22 protein-coding genes and 1 tRNA gene are annotated in these 21,781 nt (G+C 59.0%); 13 read left to right on the forward strand and 10 right to left on the reverse strand.

What is annotated here, in order from left to right:
- Window positions 1-245 precede the first annotated feature (245 nt).
- The 4 genes from EV130_RS16740 to EV130_RS16750 all read right to left on the reverse strand — a co-directional run bounded on the left by EV130_RS16740 (window position 246) and on the right by EV130_RS16750 (window position 2,943).
- A complete protein-coding gene (locus EV130_RS16740; RefSeq protein ID WP_074064440.1) occupies window positions 246-1,277 on the reverse strand; it encodes a hydroxyacid dehydrogenase in 1,032 nt (343 codons plus the stop codon).
- Between the two features lie 243 nt (window positions 1,278-1,520).
- Window positions 1,521-1,706 carry a hypothetical protein gene (locus tag EV130_RS16745; protein WP_420493401.1) on the reverse strand — a complete coding sequence of 62 codons (186 nt, stop codon included), beginning with the start codon at window positions 1,704-1,706 and terminating at the stop codon, window positions 1,521-1,523.
- 261 nt (window positions 1,707-1,967) lie between these two features.
- Window positions 1,968-2,213, reverse strand: coding sequence for a hypothetical protein (locus tag EV130_RS32580; protein ID WP_165918533.1), 246 nt, complete (start codon window positions 2,211-2,213; stop codon window positions 1,968-1,970).
- A gap of 223 nt (window positions 2,214-2,436) precedes the next feature.
- A complete protein-coding gene (locus EV130_RS16750) occupies window positions 2,437-2,943 on the reverse strand; it encodes an Hsp20/alpha crystallin family protein (protein ID WP_074064438.1) in 507 nt (168 codons plus the stop codon).
- A gap of 342 nt (window positions 2,944-3,285) precedes the next feature.
- Between EV130_RS16750 and groES the strand changes: the two genes are divergently transcribed.
- The 11 genes from groES (at window position 3,286) to EV130_RS16805 (ending at window position 14,479) form a co-directional block, all read left to right on the forward strand.
- The gene (gene groES / locus EV130_RS16755) at window positions 3,286-3,600 is read left to right on the forward strand and encodes a co-chaperone GroES (protein ID WP_074064437.1); all 315 of its coding nucleotides are present in this window, start codon (window positions 3,286-3,288) and stop codon (window positions 3,598-3,600) included.
- Between the two features lie 42 nt (window positions 3,601-3,642).
- Complete coding sequence (gene groL, locus EV130_RS16760; RefSeq protein WP_132550770.1) at window positions 3,643-5,274, forward strand: chaperonin GroEL; 1,632 nt, start codon at window positions 3,643-3,645, stop codon at window positions 5,272-5,274.
- A gap of 54 nt (window positions 5,275-5,328) precedes the next feature.
- Window positions 5,329-5,568, forward strand: a complete 240-nt coding sequence (locus EV130_RS16765; protein ID WP_074065644.1) for a hypothetical protein — start codon at window positions 5,329-5,331, stop codon at window positions 5,566-5,568.
- A gap of 230 nt (window positions 5,569-5,798) precedes the next feature.
- Window positions 5,799-6,086, forward strand: coding sequence for a hypothetical protein (locus EV130_RS16770; protein WP_074064435.1), 288 nt, complete (start codon window positions 5,799-5,801; stop codon window positions 6,084-6,086).
- A 149-nt stretch (window positions 6,087-6,235) separates the two neighbouring features.
- Window positions 6,236-7,264, forward strand: coding sequence for a LacI family DNA-binding transcriptional regulator (locus EV130_RS16775; protein WP_132550772.1), 1,029 nt, complete (start codon window positions 6,236-6,238; stop codon window positions 7,262-7,264).
- A 40-nt stretch (window positions 7,265-7,304) separates the two neighbouring features.
- Window positions 7,305-8,543 carry an ABC transporter substrate-binding protein gene (locus EV130_RS16780; RefSeq protein WP_132550774.1) on the forward strand — a complete coding sequence of 413 codons (1,239 nt, stop codon included), beginning with the start codon at window positions 7,305-7,307 and terminating at the stop codon, window positions 8,541-8,543.
- 74 nt (window positions 8,544-8,617) lie between these two features.
- Window positions 8,618-9,532, forward strand: a complete 915-nt coding sequence (locus EV130_RS16785; RefSeq protein ID WP_074064432.1) for a carbohydrate ABC transporter permease — start codon at window positions 8,618-8,620, stop codon at window positions 9,530-9,532.
- Entirely contained in the window at window positions 9,529-10,392 is an 864-nt protein-coding gene (locus tag EV130_RS16790; RefSeq protein WP_074064431.1) for a carbohydrate ABC transporter permease, read from the forward strand. Before EV130_RS16785 ends, EV130_RS16790 begins: the two co-directional genes overlap by 4 nt.
- Before the next feature lie 23 nt (window positions 10,393-10,415).
- Window positions 10,416-12,344, forward strand: coding sequence for a glycoside hydrolase family 127 protein (locus EV130_RS16795; protein WP_132550776.1), 1,929 nt, complete (start codon window positions 10,416-10,418; stop codon window positions 12,342-12,344).
- Window position 12,345: 1 nt separating this feature from the next.
- On the forward strand, window positions 12,346-13,422 hold the full coding sequence (locus EV130_RS16800; RefSeq protein WP_074065642.1) for an ABC transporter ATP-binding protein: 1,077 nt from the start codon (window positions 12,346-12,348) through the stop codon (window positions 13,420-13,422).
- A 331-nt stretch (window positions 13,423-13,753) separates the two neighbouring features.
- Window positions 13,754-14,479: a YoaK family protein gene (locus tag EV130_RS16805; RefSeq protein ID WP_074064429.1), complete on the forward strand. Its 726-nt coding sequence runs from the start codon at window positions 13,754-13,756 to the stop codon at window positions 14,477-14,479.
- Between the two features lie 16 nt (window positions 14,480-14,495).
- Here EV130_RS16805 and EV130_RS16810 read toward each other — a convergent pair whose 3' ends face one another.
- Window positions 14,496-15,101, reverse strand: a complete 606-nt coding sequence (locus tag EV130_RS16810) for a class I SAM-dependent methyltransferase (RefSeq protein WP_074064428.1) — start codon at window positions 15,099-15,101, stop codon at window positions 14,496-14,498.
- Window positions 15,102-15,370: 269 nt separating this feature from the next.
- On the opposite strand from EV130_RS16810, the gene EV130_RS16815 reads away from it, so the two are divergent.
- A tRNA-Val gene (locus EV130_RS16815) sits at window positions 15,371-15,446 on the forward strand.
- Between the two features lie 190 nt (window positions 15,447-15,636).
- Here EV130_RS16815 and EV130_RS16820 read toward each other — a convergent pair.
- Window positions 15,637-15,942, reverse strand: coding sequence for a hypothetical protein (locus EV130_RS16820; RefSeq protein WP_132550778.1), 306 nt, complete (start codon window positions 15,940-15,942; stop codon window positions 15,637-15,639).
- Window positions 15,943-16,319: 377 nt separating this feature from the next.
- On the opposite strand from EV130_RS16820, the gene EV130_RS16825 reads away from it, so the two are divergent.
- Window positions 16,320-16,757 (forward strand): VOC family protein, encoded by a 438-nt coding sequence (locus EV130_RS16825; RefSeq protein WP_074064427.1) that lies wholly within the window; start codon window positions 16,320-16,322, stop codon window positions 16,755-16,757.
- Between the two features lie 223 nt (window positions 16,758-16,980).
- Here EV130_RS16825 and EV130_RS16830 read toward each other — a convergent pair whose 3' ends face one another.
- The 4 genes from EV130_RS16830 to EV130_RS16845 form a co-directional block, all read right to left on the reverse strand.
- Window positions 16,981-17,202 carry a hypothetical protein gene (locus EV130_RS16830; protein WP_074064426.1) on the reverse strand — a complete coding sequence of 74 codons (222 nt, stop codon included), beginning with the start codon at window positions 17,200-17,202 and terminating at the stop codon, window positions 16,981-16,983.
- A 311-nt stretch (window positions 17,203-17,513) separates the two neighbouring features.
- The gene (locus EV130_RS16835) at window positions 17,514-20,012 is read right to left on the reverse strand and encodes an ImcF-related family protein (protein ID WP_245520068.1); all 2,499 of its coding nucleotides are present in this window, start codon (window positions 20,010-20,012) and stop codon (window positions 17,514-17,516) included.
- Window positions 20,009-20,917: a M15 family metallopeptidase gene (locus EV130_RS16840; RefSeq protein ID WP_237358654.1), complete on the reverse strand. Its 909-nt coding sequence runs from the start codon at window positions 20,915-20,917 to the stop codon at window positions 20,009-20,011. The genes EV130_RS16835 and EV130_RS16840 overlap by 4 nt, the downstream gene beginning before the upstream one ends.
- Window positions 20,914-21,681: a PP2C family protein-serine/threonine phosphatase gene (locus tag EV130_RS16845; RefSeq protein WP_074065639.1), complete on the reverse strand. Its 768-nt coding sequence runs from the start codon at window positions 21,679-21,681 to the stop codon at window positions 20,914-20,916. The genes EV130_RS16840 and EV130_RS16845 overlap by 4 nt, the downstream gene beginning before the upstream one ends.
- Window positions 21,682-21,781 lie beyond the last annotated feature (100 nt).

Genomic DNA, 21,781 nt, shown 5'->3' on the forward strand with positions numbered 1-21,781 from the left:
TCGCAGTGTTGATCCATGATACTGGAAGCATTGCTCCTCCGCTTCATCAGTCCATGTCAGAACGATAGCACCCGATCAGCATAATTTCCCCACCAAAAATGCGGCTGCAAAGCATCAATCGAAAAGCGAATGCCCAGGCTGGCGATATTTTTACAAAGAAGCTCGGATCGCCCGGATATTGAACCATCTGCTGCCGAGTGCGGCAATCGGCCCGTCGCATCCGGCGCTACTGGGGCGGCGCGGGATCAATTGATCTTCACGCCCTTAGAGCGCATGCGCGAAACGGTCTCACGCTCGGCCCGCTTGCACCGCATGGGCGGCAAACCGCGGTCCATAAGGTCCATGTCCTCCAGCACCATGTCGCCCATCTTCTTGAAGGCACTGTCAAGTGCACCGGCACGATGGGCGGAGCGGATGAACCCATTCAAAACGCGCGCCCCGTGGTCGAGCGGCAGCGGCTCTTCGGGATACACATCGCTGGCTGCAACGATATGGCCCGATGCGACGGCTGCCATCAGTGCGTCGAAATCGACGACATCGGCCCGACTGAGCAGGATGAACGCCGAGCCCGGCCGCATGCTGGCAAACGCCTCAGCATTAAGGAAATGCTTGTTCTCACTGGTCACTGCCGCAACGACAAAGATGAAATCGCTCTCGGTAAGCACCTCTTTTAGGCTTGCCGCCTGAACGCCGTTCTCCTCCAGCATCGAGCGCGGCAGCCAGGGATCGAAAACCCGGATCGTTGCCCGGAAACCGCATAGCACGCGTCGGAGCGCCCTACCGAGATCGCCGAAGCCGATGATGCCGATCTCGGAGCCTGCAATCAGCCTGGAGCGTGCATTGCCCTCGCCGCCCCAAAGCTCTCTGCCTTCACGAAAAGCCAAGTCCTGGTCGACGATGCCGCGCGCGAGCGAAAGTGCAAAACCCAGGCCAATCTCCGCCACAGGTTCGGCAAAGACCTGTCCCGTCGTGACGACGTGGATGCCGCGCTGGAAGAGGATTTCATAAGGCATATTGTTGATAAGGTTGCTTTCGACGTTCAGCACGCAGCGTAATTCGGGCATGCGCGCCAAGGTTCCGGCCGACAAGGGCGGCTGGCCGATGATGTAACGCGCCTTGCCGAGAACTTCATCGCTGAGCTCGGCGATATTGTCCGGATCGGCCTCCACGATCTGATATCTGGCGTGCAACAGTTTTCGCGCCTCGTCGCTAAAGATCAGATCGAGCGTGCGCGGTTCTGGTGCACTGATCGCCAGTGGCCGCTCGTCATATGCCATCTCTTTTCCTCCTCAGCACTTCATTGCCGTCTGAACACAAGCCGGCGCTTCACCTTCCGACGATCGCGATCATAGCCTGATAGTTCCCTGACCTGGTGCTTTTCTTCTTCGAGCCGAGCTGGACAGCGGCACATCGACAAACATCGGTAAAACGACATCGGACCCTGGGAACGGCTTCGATGATGAAGCTCGACAGCATATCAGGCCCAGGAAACACCCTCTTCTAGCGATGACAGAGACCTCTCAGTGATCGAGGTCAAGTTTGAGCTGCTCGCCGCCGCGCGTCTTAGCGAGATAGGGGTTTGGCGGTCTCATCAGCTGGATCCGCTCGAACAGCTTTTGACGGCGCTCCATGTCGCGCTCGCGCGCCGAGCGGGAGGCAGCAACAAAAGCCAAGGCATTCTGGATAACGCGTTCTGCGTGGGTCACGAGCATCTCCAATGAAAGAACACAACGGGCAAAAACAGTGCCATTTTCGGCTTGTCCCTGGTCTGCTTTGGTTTGGCCGACGTTGGCGCCGATCGGCTAGTTCTTCTGCGTCCGTCGCACAGGTGGTCCCGTCCCTCAGTACGGCATACCATTCTCAATCCGTGGCCCTAATGCCTGTGGCTTCTGTCACAGGGTGGAGTTCCGCTCCGGTCCGCGTTCGCGAAGGCGATGCGCAGCTCCGCGGGCCTTGTCGCTCGACCCTCAGGGGATGGACGAGAACGACGTCATCACAAATGTCGTCAAGCCGCTGCTGCCCTGCATCAGCATATGGCTATAGAATTTGTGGTAGTCGACGAGATCTTTAAAACCTCGATCTGAGCCCAAAGGCTGGAAGTGTGTCTGTCCCTCGATCATCACCTGCATCTCAGTGATCCGTTCTTTCGGCGGGCGCGGCCTCTTCATCGCCGCATATGTTCCCGGTATGTTCTTTTTTGCTGGCAAAGTCAACCGACAGCCCTCGCAGTAGACGGAAAATTCCCAATGTCGCTTCTTGACGCACGACGGCGGAAGGTGGGCCTGAGGGCACCGATTCAACTGACGTCATCATCGGCGCTCACTCAAACCCGTTTCCCCGTGGCATCAGCTTTATTTTCTGAGGTGAACGGGATCGACCCAGCGATCCCGTCCTGCCTTCGGGCCAGCCGATGTGGTTTGGCAGCGGTGGAAGGCCCTAGCCGTTAATCGTAATGCGCTTGGCGGTCGATTGCGCCGTTTCGGACCGTGGCAGAGTGATCGTCAGGACGCCGTTCTTGAAAGAAGCCTCCACCTTGTCTTCCTGCACCTCGTTATTGAGCGACAGACGGCGCTCGAAGCGGCCATAAAACCGCTCTGAGAATTGCCGGTCCTTGTCCTCGCTATCGGCCCGCTTTTCACCGCGGATGGTCAGAATGCCATTGTCGATCAGAAGTTCGATATCCTTCTCGTCCATTCCGGGAATTTCGGCGACGATCCGGATGTCCTTGTCGGTCTCCGAGACTTCGATTTTTGGCCAGGCCGTTTCGAACATGAAACCGGACCCGACTGTTGGAAAATGGCCTTCTACGCCGCGGAAGACATCATCGAACAACCTGTTCATCTCGCGATGAAGCGCAAGGAATGGATGCTGGTCTCTGCCTGCATAGCCTGTCGGGGCCGGACTGTTGCTGCGGCCCCAGGGAATGAGATCACGAACGCTCATCTTAAGCCTCCATGTTTTTCAACGCGCCAGATCCTCCGGCGCGCTCGCCTTTGCCCTGGTGGGGGTCAGGCGACTGCCTAAGTCACTCTTTGGATTGACACTGCACAGAACTGCCTGCGCCGCATCATAGATTAAACGCTGGTGGCGAAGCTTCCGTTCCGGCTGCGTTAGCACTCTCCCAACAAGAGTGCTAATTTTTTGCCGGCGCCCTCTTGAAATTCGAAAAGATCGGTAGCAGATTTTTTCCGCCGAGCGGTCAGGAAGGCTCGGCAGCCGCCCGGATTGGTGACCTGGTCTGGGAGCGTAATTAAGTGATCATCATCGTTGTCCATGGAGGGAGCCATGTCATTCCGACCGCTTCATGATCGCATTCTCGTCCGCCGTGTTGAGTCCGAAGAAAGAACCAAAGGCGGCATCATCATACCCGACACTGCCAAGGAAAAGCCGCAGGAAGGCGAAGTCATCGCCGTCGGCCCCGGTGCGCGCAATGACGCGGGCCAGGTTCAGCCGCTCGACGTCAAGGCTGGCGACCGTATCCTGTTTGGCAAATGGTCCGGCACCGAGATCAAGATTAACGGCGAAGATCTGCTGATTATGAAGGAAAGCGACGTAATGGGCATCATCGAGGTTCCGGCGGCCGGAAAGAAAGCCGCTTGAGGTGCCTAACGCCATCCGGCTATCCAATGGAGGAGTGAAGACATGGCTGCTAAAGAAGTCAAATTCCACAGCGACGCGCGCGACCGCATGCTGCGCGGGGTCGACGTGCTTGCCAACGCGGTGAAGGTGACGCTTGGTCCGAAGGGCCGCAACGTTGTGATCGACAAGTCCTTCGGCGCGCCGCGCATCACCAAGGACGGTGTTTCGGTCGCCAAGGAAATCGAACTGGAGGACAAGTTCGAGAACATGGGCGCGCAGATGCTGCGCGAAGTCGCCTCGAAGACCAGCGATGTTGCTGGCGACGGCACGACGACAGCAACCGTTCTTGCTCAAGCCATCGTTCGCGAAGGCGCCAAGGCCGTTGCAGCCGGCATGAACCCGATGGACCTGAAGCGCGGTATCGATCTTGCTGTCGATGCGGTCGTCAAGGAACTGAAGAACAACGCCCGCGAGATCTCGAACAATGCCGAGATCGCCCAAGTCGGCTCGATATCGGCCAATGGGGATGCCGAAATCGGCAGTTTCCTTGCCGAAGCCATGCAGAAGGTCGGCAACGAAGGCGTCATCACCGTCGAAGAAGCCAAGACCGCCGAAACCGAACTCGAAGTCGTCGAAGGCATGCAGTTCGACCGCGGCTACCTGTCGCCGTACTTCGTTACCAATCAGGACAAGATGCGGGTCGAGCTTGAGGATCCCTATGTCCTCATCCACGAGAAGAAGCTCTCGAACCTGCAGTCGATGCTTCCGGTTCTCGAAGCCGTCGTGCAATCCGGCAAGCCCCTGCTCATCATCGCTGAAGACGTCGAAGGCGAAGCGCTTGCAACGCTCGTCGTCAACAAGCTGCGCGGCGGGCTGAAGATTGCTGCCGTCAAGGCTCCGGGCTTCGGCGACCGCCGCAAGGCCATGCTCGAGGACATCGCGATCCTCACCGGCGGCACGGTCATCTCCGAAGACCTCGGCATCAAGCTGGAGTCCGTCACGCTCGACATGCTCGGCCGTGCGAAGAAAATCGTAGTCGAGAAGGAAAACACCACGATCATCGACGGCGCCGGCGCCAAGTCCGACATCGAAGGCCGCGTTGTCCAGATCAAGGCGCAGATCGAAGAAACCACCTCCGACTACGACCGCGAGAAGCTGCAGGAACGCCTTGCCAAGCTCGCCGGCGGCGTTGCCGTCATCCGCGTCGGCGGCTCGACGGAAGTCGAAGTGAAGGAAAAGAAGGACCGCGTCGACGATGCACTGCACGCGACCCGCGCGGCCGTCGAGGAGGGCATCTTGCCAGGCGGCGGCGTGGCGCTGCTGCGAGCCGTCAAGGCCCTCGACAACCTTACCGCGGCCAATTCTGACCAGCGTGTCGGCGTCGAGATCGTTCGGCGTGCAATCGAGTCCCCGGTGCGCCAGATCGCCGAGAATGCCGGGGCGGAAGGTTCGATTGTCGTCGGCAAGCTGCGTGAAAAGGCCGAATTCTCCTATGGCTGGAATGCCCAGACCAACGAGTATGGCGATCTCTATCAGATGGGCGTAATCGATCCGGTCAAGGTCGTGCGCACAGCACTTCAAGATGCTGCCTCCGTTGCCGGTCTGCTGGTGACGACGGAGGCGATGGTGGCGGAAAAACCCAAGAAGGAGGCCGCTGCCGCTGCCATGCCCCCCGGAGCCGGCATGGACTTCTAGGGAAGCCATTCGGCCCGCCTGGCGACGGGCGGGCCGTACGGAATGGAGGTCAAGATGGTTCAGACGATCATCAACAGATCGGAAGTGCCGCTGGATGCCCGTGACCTTGAGATGTGCCAATCTGTATTCGACGAGGTTCGATCGGAAGCCAAAATAGCCAAGGTTTCCGATGAGGCGGAGCGGATTGCTGCCATAACGATCGAACTCTATCGCCAGGGCGTGCGCAGCCCACACCATCTGAAGGTCATGGTAGAGGCGGCGCGCGGCCTAATTGCGCCGCGAAAAGTGGAATGAATTCACGGCGAGGAACGGCATGCCCATTTGGCACCTGCAAACGGGCATGCCTGGAAGATAAACGTTCTTTAGCTGGGGCAGACGCTCGCCGCGTTACCGATGATATGATTTTGCGGCCCCCTTAAACAGCCGCCTGCCAATGATCTGAATTTTTCGCCCCTTTTTCGAGGAGGTTCCATGAATCTGTGCTAAGTCGCGGAAAAGAACGCTAGCACAGGACTTATCGAACCATGATCGAACTTACACCATCGCAGATCGCAGCACTGAAACTTGCAAGGGACGGCGATCTTTATCCTCAGCCGATGAAGAAGTGGACGCACCAAAACGCCACGGTGACCTACGCGAAAACCGACCGTTGGAAAGAACGGCCGCAGAAGGTGAAATCCGTAACCAGCAAGGCGCTGGACGAGTTGAAAGCGTCGGGCTTTCTGGAGCGGCGCCATCTCGATCATGATGCTTCAAAGGATGTCTACGGGATCACGATGGCCGGCAAGATGTGGCTGCTAAAGAACAAATAGGCTTACGCAAATCCTCACGATCCTTGATCCTGATCATCCTGTGGTTCGGCACAAGCGCCTAGGACCATTTCACAAACAAAGAGAAAACGTTTTCGCAGTTGACATTTTTGTTGCGAAAAGGTTTTCTCTAATGGTCACGGGTGGAAGAAATGAGACCGGACCTTACAGGAAAAAAGCAGACCCGCATCACGATCCACGATCTAGCTGCTGCGGCTGGGGTCAGCATCTCGACGGCATCGAAGGCGTTGAACGATACGGGCCGCATGGGCGAGGAAACACGCGAGCGGGTCAAACGCATCGCGCGGGAAATCGGCTTCAGACCGAACGCACTGGCGCGTGGCCTCTTGAGCAAGCGCAGCTTCACTATCGGGCTTTTGACCAACGATACTTATGGCCGCTTCACCCTTCCGGTCATGGCAGGCGTTTCGGAAGCGCTCGTCGATCACGGCGTTTCGGTTTTTCTCTGTGCGATCGAGGATGATCCGGCTCTTGGGCAGATCCACGTGGATGCGATGCTGGACAAGCAGGTCGATGGGATCATCGCATCGGGAAAACGGGTCGATCGGCAGCTTCCGGTCGACTTGTCGAGCCTTCCGGTACCCGTAGTTTATGCCTTCACGGAAGGTGCGCCGGGCAGCGTGAGCTTCCGCTCGGATGACGCACAGGGCGCAAGGCTCGCCGTGGAATGGCTGATTGGGCTCGGGCGTTTCCGAATCGCCCATATTACTGGTCCTCAAAGCTTCTTTTCGGTGCGCGAACGCGCTTTTGCCTATCGCGAACTGGCAGGTGACGGTGAACCGGTTCTTTACGGCGCCTGGTTAGAGGCATGGGGTCACGAAGCGGTCGACCAAATATGGAGCCGCGCCGGAGAAAAACCCGATGGCATCTTCTGCGGCAACGATCAGATTGCCCGCGGCGTCGTCGATGCGCTGCGCGAACGGGGCGTTAAAGTACCAGAGGACGTTTCTGTGGTCGGCTTTGACAATTGGGAGATTGTCGCGGCGCAGACGCGGCCGCCGCTGACGACGATCGACATGGAATTGAAGGAACTCGGGCGCCAGGCAGGATTGACCGTGCTTGCCCTGGCCGAGGGCCGGCCCGTCGAGCCCGGCGTGCGGAAATTGCCGTGCCGTTTGGTCGTGCGGCAGTCCTGCGGGAGTGATGCCCGCGAAAAATGAGAAGCGGCGCGAGGAGACGCGCCATATTGGGAGGAATGTCATGATCAAGCGTCTAATCGCAGCGACCAGCATCGCTACCTTGTGCCTGGTATCGGGAGCATCGGCCGCAGAAAAAGTTGAAATGTGGGTGCGCACGGGAATCGGCGACGCCTTCAAGAAGGTCGTCGAAGCCTATAACGCCAGCCACGAGAACCAGGTGATCGCAACCGAGGTGCCGTTTTCCGAACTCGTCCAGAAATATGCAACCGCGATTGCCGGCGGACAGGCCCCTGATGCCCTTTCGATGGATCTTATCTATAACCCCGCCTTTGCTGCGGCCGGCCAGTTGGAGGACCTGACAGACTGGGCAAAATCCCTGCCCTACTTCAATTCGCTTTCGCCCTCACACGTCCGCCTCGGAACCTATCAGGATCGCATTTACGGCCTGCCGCTCTCCGTCGAAACCTCGGTCTTCGCCTGGAACAAGGATCTCTACAAGAAGGCCGGTCTCGACCCGGAAAGGGCTCCGGCAACATGGGACGAGATTACCTCGAACGCGGAAAAGATCCGCGCGCTCGGTGACGACACCTACGGATTTTATTTCTCCGGCGGCGGCTGCGGTGGCTGCATGATATTCACCTTCACGCCGCTCGTGTGGGGTGCCGGCGCCGATATCCTGTCGGCCGACAGCAAGACAGCAACGCTCGATACCCCTCAAATGCGCAAGGCCGTCGATATCTATCGCAACATGGTGGCGAAGGATCTCGTGCCGGCGGGAGCTGCAAGCGACAACGGCGCAAACTTCCTCACCTTCACCAACGGCAAAATCGGTCAGCAAAGCCTCGGCGCCTTTGCCATCGGCACCCTGGTGACCGAACATCCGGACATCAACTTCGGGGTAACGCTCATTCCCGGCGTCGACGGAAAGCCGTCCTCCTTCGCCGGCGGCGATAATTTCGTCATCACCAAGGGCACGAAGAAGATCGACGCCGTCAAGGAATTCCTCGAATATGTCTATGCAGTGGACGGCCAGAAGGTCATGGCCAAATACGGGAGCCTGCCGACACGCGGCGATATCGCCGAAAAGGTACTTGAAGGGCTCGATCCGCGCATGCAGGTCGGACTCAAGGCCATCGGCGTTGCCAAGACCCCCTATACGCTGCAGTTCAACGATCTGATCAACAGCGCCAACGGTCCGTGGGCCAGCTTCACCAATGCCGCGATCTTCGGCGACGATGTCGACGGCGCCTTTTCAAGCGCCCAGTCAGAAATGCAATCGATCATAGACAGCGGCCAATAGACCTCTCCCGGCCGCGGCCGGGAGGCGGTGGGAGCTTCCCGGCCGACCTCAATGAAAGATGCGGAGCGTTCTCGATGACAGGTTCAGGCTTACCGCACCAAGCTTGCGCGCGCAGGGCTCGCAGATCGCAATGGCGCGGCCTTGCCTATATCGCCCCTGCCATGGCGCTCGTTATCGTCTTCTTCATCATACCGGTGATTTTCACCGGATGGATGAGCCTTCACAACTGGCCACTGATGGGCGCTTCGCGCTGGATCGGATTCAACAATTACCTTCGCATGTATAACGACAGCCGCTTCATGACAGCGCTGAATTTTACGGCCTATTATACCGTGATCGTCACGATCGCGATCTTTTCGATCGCCTTTCCGCTCGCGATCTTTGTCGAAAAAGAGCGGCAATTTGTCAGCGCCTATCGCACGATCGTCTTCCTGCCCGTGGTCGTCGGCCTTGCGACGGCATCGCTGCTTTGGGTTTGGCTCGCCAATGTCGACAGCGGCTTCATCGGTCCCGCCTTGAAAAGCCTCGGCGTCGTGGCAAAGAGCCCGAACCTGCTTGCCACTTTCGACACGGCGTTTCTGACGATTGTCGTGATGGTGGTCTGGAAGATCGCAGGTTTCACCATGATCATCCTCTTGACCGGACTTCAGGCTATTCCCGCCGAACTCACCGAGGCGGCCCGCATCGATGGCGCCGGTCGTTGGCAGCGCTTCGTGCACCTGACACTGCCGTTGATGCGCAAAACGATCGCTTTGGCGCTAATCGTCTCCGTTACCGGATCGGTTCTCGCCTTTGACCAGTTCTATATCATGACGGCCGGCGGGCCGCAGAACAAGATGATCTCGGTCGTGTACTACATCTTCAATCAGTCCTTCGTATCCTTCAATCTCGGCTATGGCGCAGCGCTCTCGATCGCGCTTCTCGCGATCCTGGTTGCTATCAGTATCGTTCAGCTCTGGCTGCTGCGTGTCGGAGGGGATCACCAATGATCTCCGCGAAGGAAAAACGTGCACGAAAGCGCTTACGCTCGAAGTCGGCCTATCACCTGACCGGCATCACCATAGCAGTCTTCTTTCTTGCGCCTTTCGCCGTCACGCTGCTTGCCTCGTTCCGACACGGAACCGAGGCGTCCCTGCCGCCCCTGCCGCCATGGCCGACTGCGGGGATAAGCTTCGATTCCTATAGATTGCTGGATACCTTCGGCGCCGGGATCTGGCGGCATATGGTCAATTCGCTGCTCGTTTCCCTTGCCACCGTGGTTCTCACCGTTGCCGTCAGCCTGCTTGCGGGCTACGGATTTTCACGCTACCGCTTTCCGCTGAAGAACGTGCTCTTCGTGCTGATCATCACGACACTGATGATCCCGTTCCAGTCGATCCTGACGCCGCTTTTCATCATCCTTGCAAAGCTCGGGCTCAACAATTCGCTACTCGGGCTGACGCTCGTGTACGTGACGCTTCAGCTACCCTTTTCCGTTTTCATGATGCGAAATGCTTTCGACGCCGTGCCGAAGGAGATCGAGGAGGCTGCGCGCATCGATGGCGCCCGTGATTTGAAACTCCTCGCGCGCGTGCTGTTGCCCCTCGTCCTGCCGGGTGTCGCTACCGTCGCGATCTTTGCGTTCCTGAATGCCTGGAACGAGTTCCTGGCAGCACTTGTGCTGCTCTCCAGCAACGAGAAATACACCCTGCCGGTCCTCATGACGGCAGTTCGCGCCGGCCGCCTCGGCGCCATCAACTGGGGTGCTGTGCAGGCCGGCGTCGTCGTCATGACGGTCCCCTGCCTCATCGTCTTCCTGCTTTTGCAACGCTACTACATGCGCGGGCTGATGGCCGGCGCGGTAAAATGAAGCCACTTACAACGGATGAAGCCATGAACGATCCAAAACGAGACCGTCAGTTCCGCCCCCTGCCCGTTCCAAGCGTCGAGCTATGCGGCATCTTCGGTGACCGTCAGGAGGCCATCTGCGGATCCACGGCCGAGACACTTCTTGACCGCTGCGTGGAGGCGGGCATGCTGCGCGCGATCGATACCAGCCACCAGGGGCCTGGGGTCGTCATTCCGATTCAGCCCTGGGGTGGTACGACTCAGATGTTCTGGGACAGCGACCTTGGGAAGTCGATCGAGACCGTTGCCTATTCGCTCTACCGGCGTCCCAATCCCCGACTTGAGGCGCGAGTCGACGAAATCACCGACATGTACGAAAAGCTGCAGGATGCAGACGGCTATCTGAATGCCTGGTTCCAACGCGTTCAGCCCGGTCGCCGCTGGACCAACCTGCGCGATCACCACGAGCTTTATTGCGCCGGACACCTGATCGAGGGTGCCGTTGCCTATTTTCAGGCGACAGGCAAGCGAAAGCTGCTCGACATCATGTGCAGGTATGCCGATCACATGATCGAGGTCTTCGGCCATGGCGAGGGCAAGATCCCGGGCTATTGCGGCCATGAGGAGGTCGAGCTTGCACTCGTGAAACTCGCCCGGGTGACCGGCCAGAAGAAGTATCTGGATCTCGCCAAATATTTCATAGACGAGCGTGGCACCGAGCCGCATTTCTTCACCGAAGAAGCGATCCGTGATGGGCGCGATCCGACACATTTCATCCAGAAGACTTACGAATACAACCAGGCCCATCAACCGGTGCGAGAGCAGAAGAAGGTGGTCGGCCATGCGGTGCGTGCCATGTATCTTTATTCCGGCATGGCCGATATCGCGACGGAATATAACGACGACACGCTGACTGCAGCGCTCGAAACGCTCTGGGATGACCTTACAACTAAGCAGATGTACATTACCGGCGGCATCGGCCCGGCCGCTGCAAATGAGGGCTTCACCGACTACTACGATTTGCCGAACGAAAGCGCCTATGCGGAAACCTGCGCTTCGGTCGGCCTGGTGTTTTGGGCAAGCCGTATGCTCGGCCGCGGCCCGAACCGCCGCTATGCCGACATCATGGAACAGGCACTGTACAATGGCGCAATGGCCGGTATTTCGCTCGACGGCCGCACGTTCTTCTACGAAAATCCACTTGAAAGTAGCGGCAAGCATCATCGCTGGATCTGGCATCATTGCCCGTGCTGCCCGCCCAACATTGCCCGCCTGCTTTCTTCCATCGGGTCGTACATGTATGCCGTTGCCGACGACGAGATCGCCGTACATCTCTACGGAGAAAGCAAGGCGCATTTCGAAATCGGCGGCTCCAAGATTACACTGGCGCAGGAGACGCGCTATCCTTGGGATGGCGCCATACGTTTCGACATCGCAACGGAAAAGCCGGCGTGTTTTGCAGTGTCGCTTCGTATCCCCGAATGGGCAAACGGAGTGGCGATCAAGGTGAATGGCGAGACGTTTGATCTCTCTCGTGTGATGCTCGACGGCTATGCCCGCATCGAGCGGGAATGGAAAAGCGGCGACCGCGTCGATCTCGACATTCCTCTTGCAACGCGCTCGCTGTTTGCCAATCCGCTCGTTCGTCAGGATGCCGGCCGCATGGCTTTGATGCGTGGACCTTTGGTCTACTGCGTCGAAGCAACCGACAACGGCCCCGGCTTGAATGGAATCCGGCTCAATGGCGACGTTTCGAAAGCGAAAACCGCCGAAGTCGCCGAGCTTGGTGGTGCCATTGCTCTGGATTTGCCTGCAAGGCGCGATGAGGCCGACTGGGGCGAGGCCCTTTACAGGGCGTCGCCGCCGCATGCACGCGAAACGGCTGCGCGCTTTGTGCCCTATTCATTCTGGGACAATCGAGCGCCAGGTGAGATGCTTGTCTGGGTAAGAGCAGGTGAAGAAGGCGGTGATTAAACTGGCTGACACTGGCGTCGTGCTGGCGGGCGTCCGCAAGAGTTTCGCTGGCCTTGATGTCATTCACGGCATCGACCTTGAAATTGCCGAAGGTTCCTTCGTTGTCTTCGTGGGACCCTCCGGCTGCGGAAAGTCGACGCTGCTTCGCATGATTGCCGGATTGGAAGAGGTTACTGACGGCGAGATCGAGATCAAGGGGCGCAATGTCACCGATCTCGATCCGTCCGAGCGCGGCATTGCCATGGTGTTTCAGTCGTATGCTCTTTACCCACACATGAACGTTCGCGAAAACCTCGCATTCGGACTGAAGATGGCGAAAACGGCGGCAGCAGAGATCGAAGCACGCGTGATGGCCGCGTCCGCGATTTTGAAGATCGAGCACCTGCTCGACCGCAAGCCCGGACAACTCTCCGGCGGTCAGCGCCAACGCGTGGCGATCGGCCGGGCAATCGTGCGCAAGCCGCACGTGTTTTTGTTCGACGAGCCGCTTTCCAATCTCGATGCCGAATTGCGGGTCTCGATGCGCATCGAGATCGCTCGGCTACATCGCGAACTCGCCAACACGATGATCTATGTCACGCATGACCAGACCGAGGCGATGACACTTGCCGACAAGATCGTCGTTCTTCGCGATGGGCGCATCGAACAATCCGGAACGCCGCGCGAGGTCTATGAGAACCCGGCCAATGTCTTCGTAGCGGGCTTCATCGGTTCACCGCGGATGAATTTACTGCAAGCGACATGGTCGGGCGACGGCACAATCAGCGTCGCCGGGACGGCCATCCCGGCGCCGATTGCATCTGGCAAGCTTTCAGCTGGCGACAGGCTTACATTCGGCGTTCGCCCGGAGCACTTCATTGTCGCTGAAGCTGCGGCACAGACGCTTAGAGCGCGCGTTGATTTTTCTGAATACCTTGGCGGAACCCAGTACCTCTACTGCCAGCTCGATGATGGAGGGGCCGTTACCGCTGAACACAGGTCTTCGGTTCCAATCGAGGCCGGTGACACTATCCATCTCGCAAGCGAGATGACCAAGCGCCGCTTCTTCGATTCAGATGGGAAGCGGCTGGCGGATTGAAATCTTCTCCTGGTCGAAACTGTCCTCGGGTGCATTCGCTCGATCTTCCGATCAACTGCAAGAGCGGCACACGGGCCAAGAGTGATCCGCCGCATCTCAGGTGGATCATTTTTCGTTTCCGCGCTTTCTCCTGCGAAGTGAAGAACGCCGGACAAAACCGGCAATATCCGGCCGTGTTGACGTTCATGTTTGAGGCGATAGAAGTGAAAAGTGAATGGATTGTGCAGATTCTTCTGCTCTCGGTCTAAAGGCCCGACCGCATCGAAATTTCACGTCCCGTTGACCGCACTTTCCGGATCTTGACCCGATCCCGCCACTTTGAAGATTGACCATGCTGATCCGCCAGGGGCACGAACGCAACGAACAGATTGACAGGAAGCTCGCCTCTTGTCTTGCGGCCATCGCCGGCGCGCTCAACGCGGCCGCCTTTTACGCGGTCGGCTTCTTTTCGGCAAACATGACCGGTAACATTTCCATATTTTCCGATCACATTGCCGTCGGCGCGTGGATTTCCGCCCTGTTCTACCTTGCGATCATCGTAACCTTCATCCTGGGCGCAGCCGTCTCGACGCTGCTCATCAATGCCGGCCGCAGACGCAATATAAATGCCATCTACGCCTACAGCATCCTGACCGAAGGGATCTTGCTTGCAATACTTGGTTGTGCCGACCTTTGGCTGCTTGGAGAATGGCGAGCACCGGTTCTGGTGATCGGCCTTGCCTTTCTCATGGGACTTCAAAACGCAGTCGTCACCCGCATTTCCAACGCTCGGGTGAGGACCACCCACATCTCGGGAATGGCGACCGATGTCGGAATCGAGCTCGGGATGATGTTCGACATCCTGCGCGGGCGGGAGCGACCCAGCGAGGCGCAGCATGACCGCGCCAAACTCCTTTTACATGTCCAAACCATTCTCGCGTTTCTGTTCGGCGGGATCCTGGGCGTCCTCGTCTATCGCTCCGCCGGCGGCTTATTGCTTATCGCCACTGCCGCGCTACTGCTGGCGATTGCCATGGCCGGCATTTTCAGGGTGCGGCAGCAGCGGGTACAGGCGTGAATCGCAAGGCTGGTGATCAAAGGCGCTGCAGGCAGAAGGAAAAATGCGCATCTGGATCCAGCGTCAGGTATTCGAAGCGCCATCCATATTCCAAGCAGAACTTGTTGACGGCTTCCACGACGCCGTAGACGATCGGCTTTACGGTATTGCCGGTACAAAAATCGTGGCCCGCAATTCGCCCGCCGCGATTAACCTTGCTGTTTGAAAGGACCAGTTCCTTCCAGGTGAGTTCGAAGGAATGATCCGTGTCGATATAAACCCAGTCGAAAAAACTGTCGTCAAACATGCTTAGAGCTTCAAGCGACGTGCCCTGCCGGATCACCACCGTTCCCTCTTTTATCTCGCCGGCGAATTTCTCGCTCACCGTCGCCATGCCGGCCGAGTAACGATCCATTCCCCACGGATCGATCAGGAACAGTTTTTCGGGGCGATTCCGCTTGAGGATTTCACACGTGAACTCTCCTTCAGCTACTCCAATCTCGGCTGCAACTGCACGATTGGGCAGGCGATAAAGGAGTTCATTGCGATCAGGCAGGAGTTTGGCGCCTTCGGTATGGACAAAATCAAGCCTTGTTCGAGGTGTGCTGCTCCTCAGACGCAGCCGCTCTTCGCGCGTTTTCACTCTGTGCTCCAGTCTCGAATGGTTATTGTCACGACACAACACCAGAACGTGCCGCAACGCAGCCCATCTCTATACGCAAGTCCGGCGTCACGAAAGCTTGCGAGACAAGAAGATCCCCCTTGGCGGTTCACAATCATCTGAGCGCGTCCGCAGTTGACATGGTCCGATGATGCCGGTTCTAAAAATTTGCTAGAAAAAGCCGGCAATGGTCTTGCAGTTCTGCGCCGATATCGGTAGAGAGCCTTCACACTGGATGCTGCGGCATCGAGGGGCGATTAGCTCAGTTGGTAGAGCGCCTCGTTTACACCGAGGATGTCGGGAGTTCGAGTCTCTCATCGCCCACCATTCCCTCAGATTGCCTTTGTTTTTGTTTTCCTTTTCGGCTGAATCACGTACCGCGAGTAGGGTGCGGGTTTTTTGGCGGCCTCGATTTGTCCTGTGACCGGGCGTGAGGACTTCCAGCCCGGGCGCGGGCGCATGCGTCTCGTTCCTGCGAAAACAGGCTGACCAGAAAGCGTCCGTTTTAAAGCGCAAGCTACTGCTGCGCCGGAGCCGTTGGAGGAGTGGCCGGCGCCGGGGTTGCATCGTTGTCAGCCGGTGCGGCCGGTGTAGCCGGTGCTGGAGCAGGCTCCGATTTGGTCGTCGAGGACGTTGTCGCAGGGTCTGTATCCGGCCCATCGAGCCACTCGACCAGTGCGAAAGCCGCAACAGCGAAGACCACGATACCCGCGACCCAAGCGCCCCACGAAGGCCGGTTGCGAGCCGGTGTCGCGCGGAGGTCAGGCTCGCTTGGCGGCAGCGGGCGGTTCGGCTCGTTTGGGTTGTTGGGGTCGTATGTCATGCCACGTTCCTCATCTTTGGTGGTAGAGAAATGAAGCGATGGCATGTTTGTTCCGCGCGTCGGTCGCCAGTTGCCCAGCTTGCTCGATTCATTGATGGTGAAGAAACCTCCTGTCGAATATTCCGGCCGGCGCGCAATATATCGTTTGGGTGAAGCCGACGCTGGTGGCCGGTCGAATATCGCCCCTGGAGGCATGACGGCAGCTGCGGCAGTCGTCATATAGGGGCTGGTGAGCCGGAGGAACCGCGGGCGGTCTATGAGACCGACGGCGAATGAACCGTTGACGGGAATGAGGCCCGTGTCGGGGGGCCCCAAGCGTCCGTTGTCAGAGGTGGCGACGCCCCGTCGATTGAAACGACATTTCGGAGATTTATACCATGGCGGTCAAGCGGATGGACAATATCGGAATCGTCGTCGAAGACCTTGACGCGACGATTGATTTCTTTCGCGAACTCGGCCTCGAGCTTGAAGGGCGGGCCGCGATCGAAGGAGAGTGGGCCGGACGTGTTACTGGACTGGGCGATCAGCGTGTCGAGATTGCCATGATGCGCACACCCGACGGCCACAGCCGGCTCGAGCTCTCCCGCTTCATCACGCCGCCCGTCGTCGCAGATCACCGGAACGCCCCGGTCAATGCACTCGGCTACCTCCGCGTCATGTTCGCCGTCGACGACATCGACGAGACGCTTGAAAGGCTCTTCACGCATGGCGCCAAGCTCGTAGGCGAAGTCGTCGAGTATAAGGCCGCGTATCGGCTCTGCTACATCCGTGGGCCCGAAGGGCTTCTCATCGGACTCGCCCAAGAACTCAGTTGAGCGCACGAAGCTGGCTCCCGCGCATCGCTTTCGGCGGAGTCTCTGGACGCCGGATGTCTCTTAAGGGCATCGATAATCTCCATGGCGGTGGCTTCATCAAGGCGTTTGAGCGGCAGAGTTTCAGCAATGACGGCGACCTGGTGCGTTCGCGTATCGACAATCGACCAGGTGCCATCCCCATCGCGCCTGGCATAATAGTGCGGGAATGTTCGAGTGTTCATACCTACCTCTGTTTCTTGGCAATGCGCGCGAGAAGCTGTTCCAAGCTGTGTTCGTTCGTAACGCCGCGCTGATATAAACGGATGATCAGGGTTGCGAGCTCATCACATGCGTCGTCACCTCTTACGTGCTCGGCCGCGCAGATATGATCGAAGACTCTTTTGCAGATTACGATATCTTCGTTCTGCAATGGGGCATCGTTTGCAGCAAAATCATCTCTGGCCATGGGTCAACACTCCCTAAGAGAATGGGTTATTTTCGAAGATGTTCCTGAACGCAGGATGAAAATCCCGCTCGCGGCCAGGCATCGCTTTTGATATTCTGGTGTAGCCTTCGATCTTCCTTCAAGCCTCTCTCACCGTCGGTGCAAAGCCGTGGCGAGGCATAATGTTCAGCCTCTGCCAAGGTATGGTACATCGCCCATTGCCACTGGCGGGAGCGCCAACCGCCGATTGCATCGAGGTTTATTCGCCCGAACTGCAAAGCGCCGTCGATGGTTGGCACCCGGCCGCGCGGGTGTCATCGGTAAAAACGCTTTCAGAGCGTCAACGGACAGGTCAGGCCGCGCATCAGTGAGCGAACCGACACCGGGTTGGCAGCTCCTGCGAAGGACATCTGAAGATAGGCACGCGCCCCCTTGGCACGGACATCTATGAGGAACCGTCGACCGGCCTCGCGGGGCCGCAGGCGCGACCCATCCAGAAACCGCAAGAGACCCCAAGGACCCGGCGCGCTCTTCTTTTCGAGCGCAGGACCTGTATCGAAGGATATCTCAAAGCCTTGCGCGGGCGAGGCTCCTGGCCAGTTCAAGGTGACCGACTCCCCTGATGTGACGACCGGAGCATGAGCGCCGCCGATCGAGACAGTGGCGGCTCCTCGTTGGGCAAGAGCTTCCAGCACAATCGGGATGTCGGGCGGCGCTCCCTTGCGAAACAACGCCTCGCCAACTGCAATCGCCCTTTGGAGAAAGGCCGCGCTTTCGGGTGAGTAGCCCGAAAGCCGCGCTTGCGGCTTCCATCGCCACGGTGTGGTCGACGTGTCCATCAAGTGTGCCAGTTGTGCTCGGAAGTACTTTTCTATGGCGCCATCCGGCGCGAAGATCCGCGCGACTTCGGCCAGGTTCGCATCAGGCCCGTCAAAGAATGGATAATGGCCGCTTACGGCGGCCTGGCAGGCGGCCGCAACCTGGGAACCCCAAGGTGATTGTGGTGACAGCGAAGGCTGCGTTGCCTGAGGTGTCTGTTTGGGAGCGTGATCCACAACAACCTCCGACGCTTTTGGGGCAGCCGTCTGAGCGATCACGTCCTCGACGATCTGCACGACCAGCAGCGGGGCTTGCTGCAAGGCGACGATCGAGTTGGCGCGCTCCTGTGCGTCCATCAGGGATTTCTTTCCGATCTCCGCATCCGCATCGAGGACGGAGAGAGCGACGTTCAGCGACACAAAGAGCTGCGAGATCTCCGACATCCGGCCCTGTTCCACGAACTGGATGGCCGGACCCAATGCAGCTGCCACCTTAAGCTGGTGAGCGTGGCTTCGGCTGCGGTCGGTCCCGCCGGACTGGCGCCATGCCTCGCGGATAAGCGCCGACAGCGGCGAGTTGCGGGCGCTCAGCCCACCGCTGATCACGACAGACGTGGGTTGGTCCGTGAACGGCCGCACGCGAAGCTCACCCAGATACTGCGTCCATGCCTCAAGCGTGCGCTTTTGAAGGAGATCCATCACCGCATCCGTGGTCGCCGTGCCGCCCGAAGGCAGAAGCCTTGCGGCTTCGGACGTTGCCCGGCGGATCGCGTCGGCGGCGCCTGACCTGGCATAGTTCCATCCAGCCTCCGTATAGAGACCGGGGACCCCACGCTCGATCGGCAGGCCTGAGCGATGGATCAAGATCGTTTCGAGACCGGGAACCGCCTGAGCGAGAGACCAGGCAGGAATAGCTGCCGTCTTTTCGGCCCGCGTCAGTTCCAGCAAGGCGCGCTCACTCGCAAAGCCTTCAGCAGCGAATTGCCGTGCCTGGGCGATCGTTTCGGGATCGGGAGATGGAAGTCCCGGCTGAGGCTTTGGCATGGCTGCAACGTGCTCGGCCAGTAAAGCAAGTTCGGGGAAGCTCTCGGCGCGATCGGCGACCCACCCTCCCAAAAACCTGGGCTGCCAGTCCGATGTCCCCTTCAGTATCGACAAAGCGCGAAGGGTATCGTAGAGCGCATTGGCCTCCCCTTCCGTGGCAAGCGCAACAGCCAGTGCCTCGGCGAGCGGCTCGACAACCAAGGCTTCGGCCGCCTCGCCATAGTGACGGCGCGCCGCTGCAGCGGGATCGATCATCTCGATATGGTGAATGAGACCAAGCGGAGAGCGGGCGCCATCCTGCTCAACGAGCCGAACCGCCGCCACGAATGCATCGAGCTGAGCCGCCCGCGCGGCTGGCGTGGCGATCCTGCCCGCTTCCACAACGCTGCCGACGTCAGGTAATCGTGCCAGCAGCCGCTCGCGAAACTGCCACTCGGCCCAACCGGCCCAGGCGACCAGCATCGCGAAGAACAGAGCCACCGGAACAAAGACGAGGCCACGATCTGTTCGCGTTCTGTGCTTCTCCTCCTTCGACTGTGCAGCTTGAACGGCTTCACTGCAGTGCCCCAGAAAGCGCGCCAGATCTCGCCGAGACAGCCCCCCTTTCGCGGCTTGGGAGGCCCTTTCGGCGAGACCGTCGGCGCCAATCATGTGGTTGATCGGAAGAGCGGCTGCGAGCGCACGCTCCCATCGTTTGATCGGCAGCGCCGGATTGCTGCGCGCACGGACATCGAGCAACGCAACGAGCGCGTCGCGCGCATCCAGTATCCAGTCCGGCGGAACGTTCCTGCGCCGTCCTTCTTTCTCGAACTCGGCCACGAGCATGCGGGCCGTCGCAGCCAATTCCTGCGGATCAGGCCGCTTCTCGCTTTCGGCACGCTTCGCGAGGCCAAGCAGCGGCTCGGCCAATGCCGGAAGCACGTCCGCTCTCGCTCCATCCCGACCCGCAGGCTGGACATAGTCCCTCACAGTTTGCCCTCCGCGGCCCATTTGCGAAGCAGCGCCTCACCCACTTCAAAATGCATGGAATCTTCCCGGGTATAGCCAGCTCCCCAATACCAGCCGGCATCATTGAAGAACTCTGCGAGCACTACAAGTCCGAACTGTGTGCTGCTGTCTCCCATCCTGTCGAGGTTCTTCTTGAGCGTCAGATCGACGGCCGCGCCCCAGGCATGCGACGACACAGACCTGTTCGAGCCTCGAACATAACGCGCGCACAGCGCACCAGCCGTGCCGATTGCGGAATAGATATCCGGCTCCTCCTTTCGGAGGCGCTCCATGATATGCGCCAGCGAATCGAGGGCGGGCCTGATCATCGTCAGGCGGAAATGTCCTATGTCCCGGCTAACCAGGTTCTTGAGCAATTTCGGGTTGGTGACCGGTTGGCAGCTTGTGGAATAGGCACTACGCGGCTCGCCGAGGATCTGGCGGAGCACTGCCGGGGTCGGGCGTATGACCCCCTCGTTGAAGCGCTTCTTCGCCAGTTGCATCGGCTCCGTCATATTTTCGGTCTCCTCCGGCGGCGCCATGCCGCCGAACTGGTCGATCGAAAATGATTCCTGGCTCAAAGGTTCCCCGGGAGGGGCGGTGACGGCGAGGCTTGGCGCGACAGGATCGGGGCGCGGCGCCTTTGCTAGTTCTTCCACCTTTCCCTCTAGCTCTATCACCTTTGGCTTGACAGAATTCAGCTCAGCGCGCAGCGACTGGATCTCTCTGTCCTGCTGAGCGAGCTGTTGCGTCAACCGGTCTATTCTTCCCGCGTTCGGATCACGGTCCGTGTCTCGAAGCAAGTCGCCGACAAACGCGAAAACCGCCGCCGCAAGAATGATGCTCATTCCAATGACGACAGCCGCAATCGAATTGAGTGGCCTCAAGGCGCTGCATCTCCGTCAATCCGAATCACTACCACAGACACATTGTCTGGAGCGCCGTGATCGAGAGCGGCGGCGACCAGCTGGCGGCAGGCGGCGTCTGGGCTGGGCGCGTTCAAATGGGTGATGATCTCGGCCTCGGTAAGACAATCCGTCAATCCGTCGGAGCAAAGGAGCAGAAGATCGCCCGGCTCCAGCGCGACCTCGATGGAGTCCACGTCCAGCCGGTCGGCGGCGCCGATTGCCCGAGTAACCACGTGGGACTGCGGGTGCTGCTTGACAGCGGCAGGGCTAATGTGCCCTTCATCGAGAAGTTCCTGCACCACCGAATGGTCGCGCGTGAGTTGCAGCAACTCATCTTTTCGCAAACGATAGGCCCGGCTGTCTCCCACCCAAGCGATTGTTGTTGTCCCGCCGTCGATGAGTGCGGCGACCACTGTAGCGCCCATCTGTGCCACATTGGCCGAAGTCGCCCAACGGCGCACGGCGGAATTGGCCGACTGCAGTGCAGCAACGAGGTGAGCGCCGGAAACGGGATTGTGCGGAATGAGGGCGAGCTGTTCGATGACCAAGTCAGCCGCGACGTCGCCGTGACCGTAGCCGCCCATTCCGTCAGCTACTGCCCAAAGGACGCCCGAGGGATCGGTGAGAACCGCATCTTCGTTGGTTGTTCGCACATGACCGGTATGGCTTAGTCCCGCTCCTTGCGACCTGCCCGGCCGGTTCGGTGCCCGCGTCGAAGCATTGTCCCGAGAATCCGGGGTCATGATCGGATGAACCCCATTAAATCGATCCGTCGCAAGAGCGGCTAGCGGATCGGTTGCAGCCAAAGTCATCCTATAGTAATTTCGTAGAAGGCGAAACCTT

Origin of the sequence: Rhizobium azibense, assembly GCF_004342325.1 — a bacterium.
GTDB classification, from domain to species: domain Bacteria; phylum Pseudomonadota; class Alphaproteobacteria; order Rhizobiales; family Rhizobiaceae; genus Rhizobium; species Rhizobium etli_B.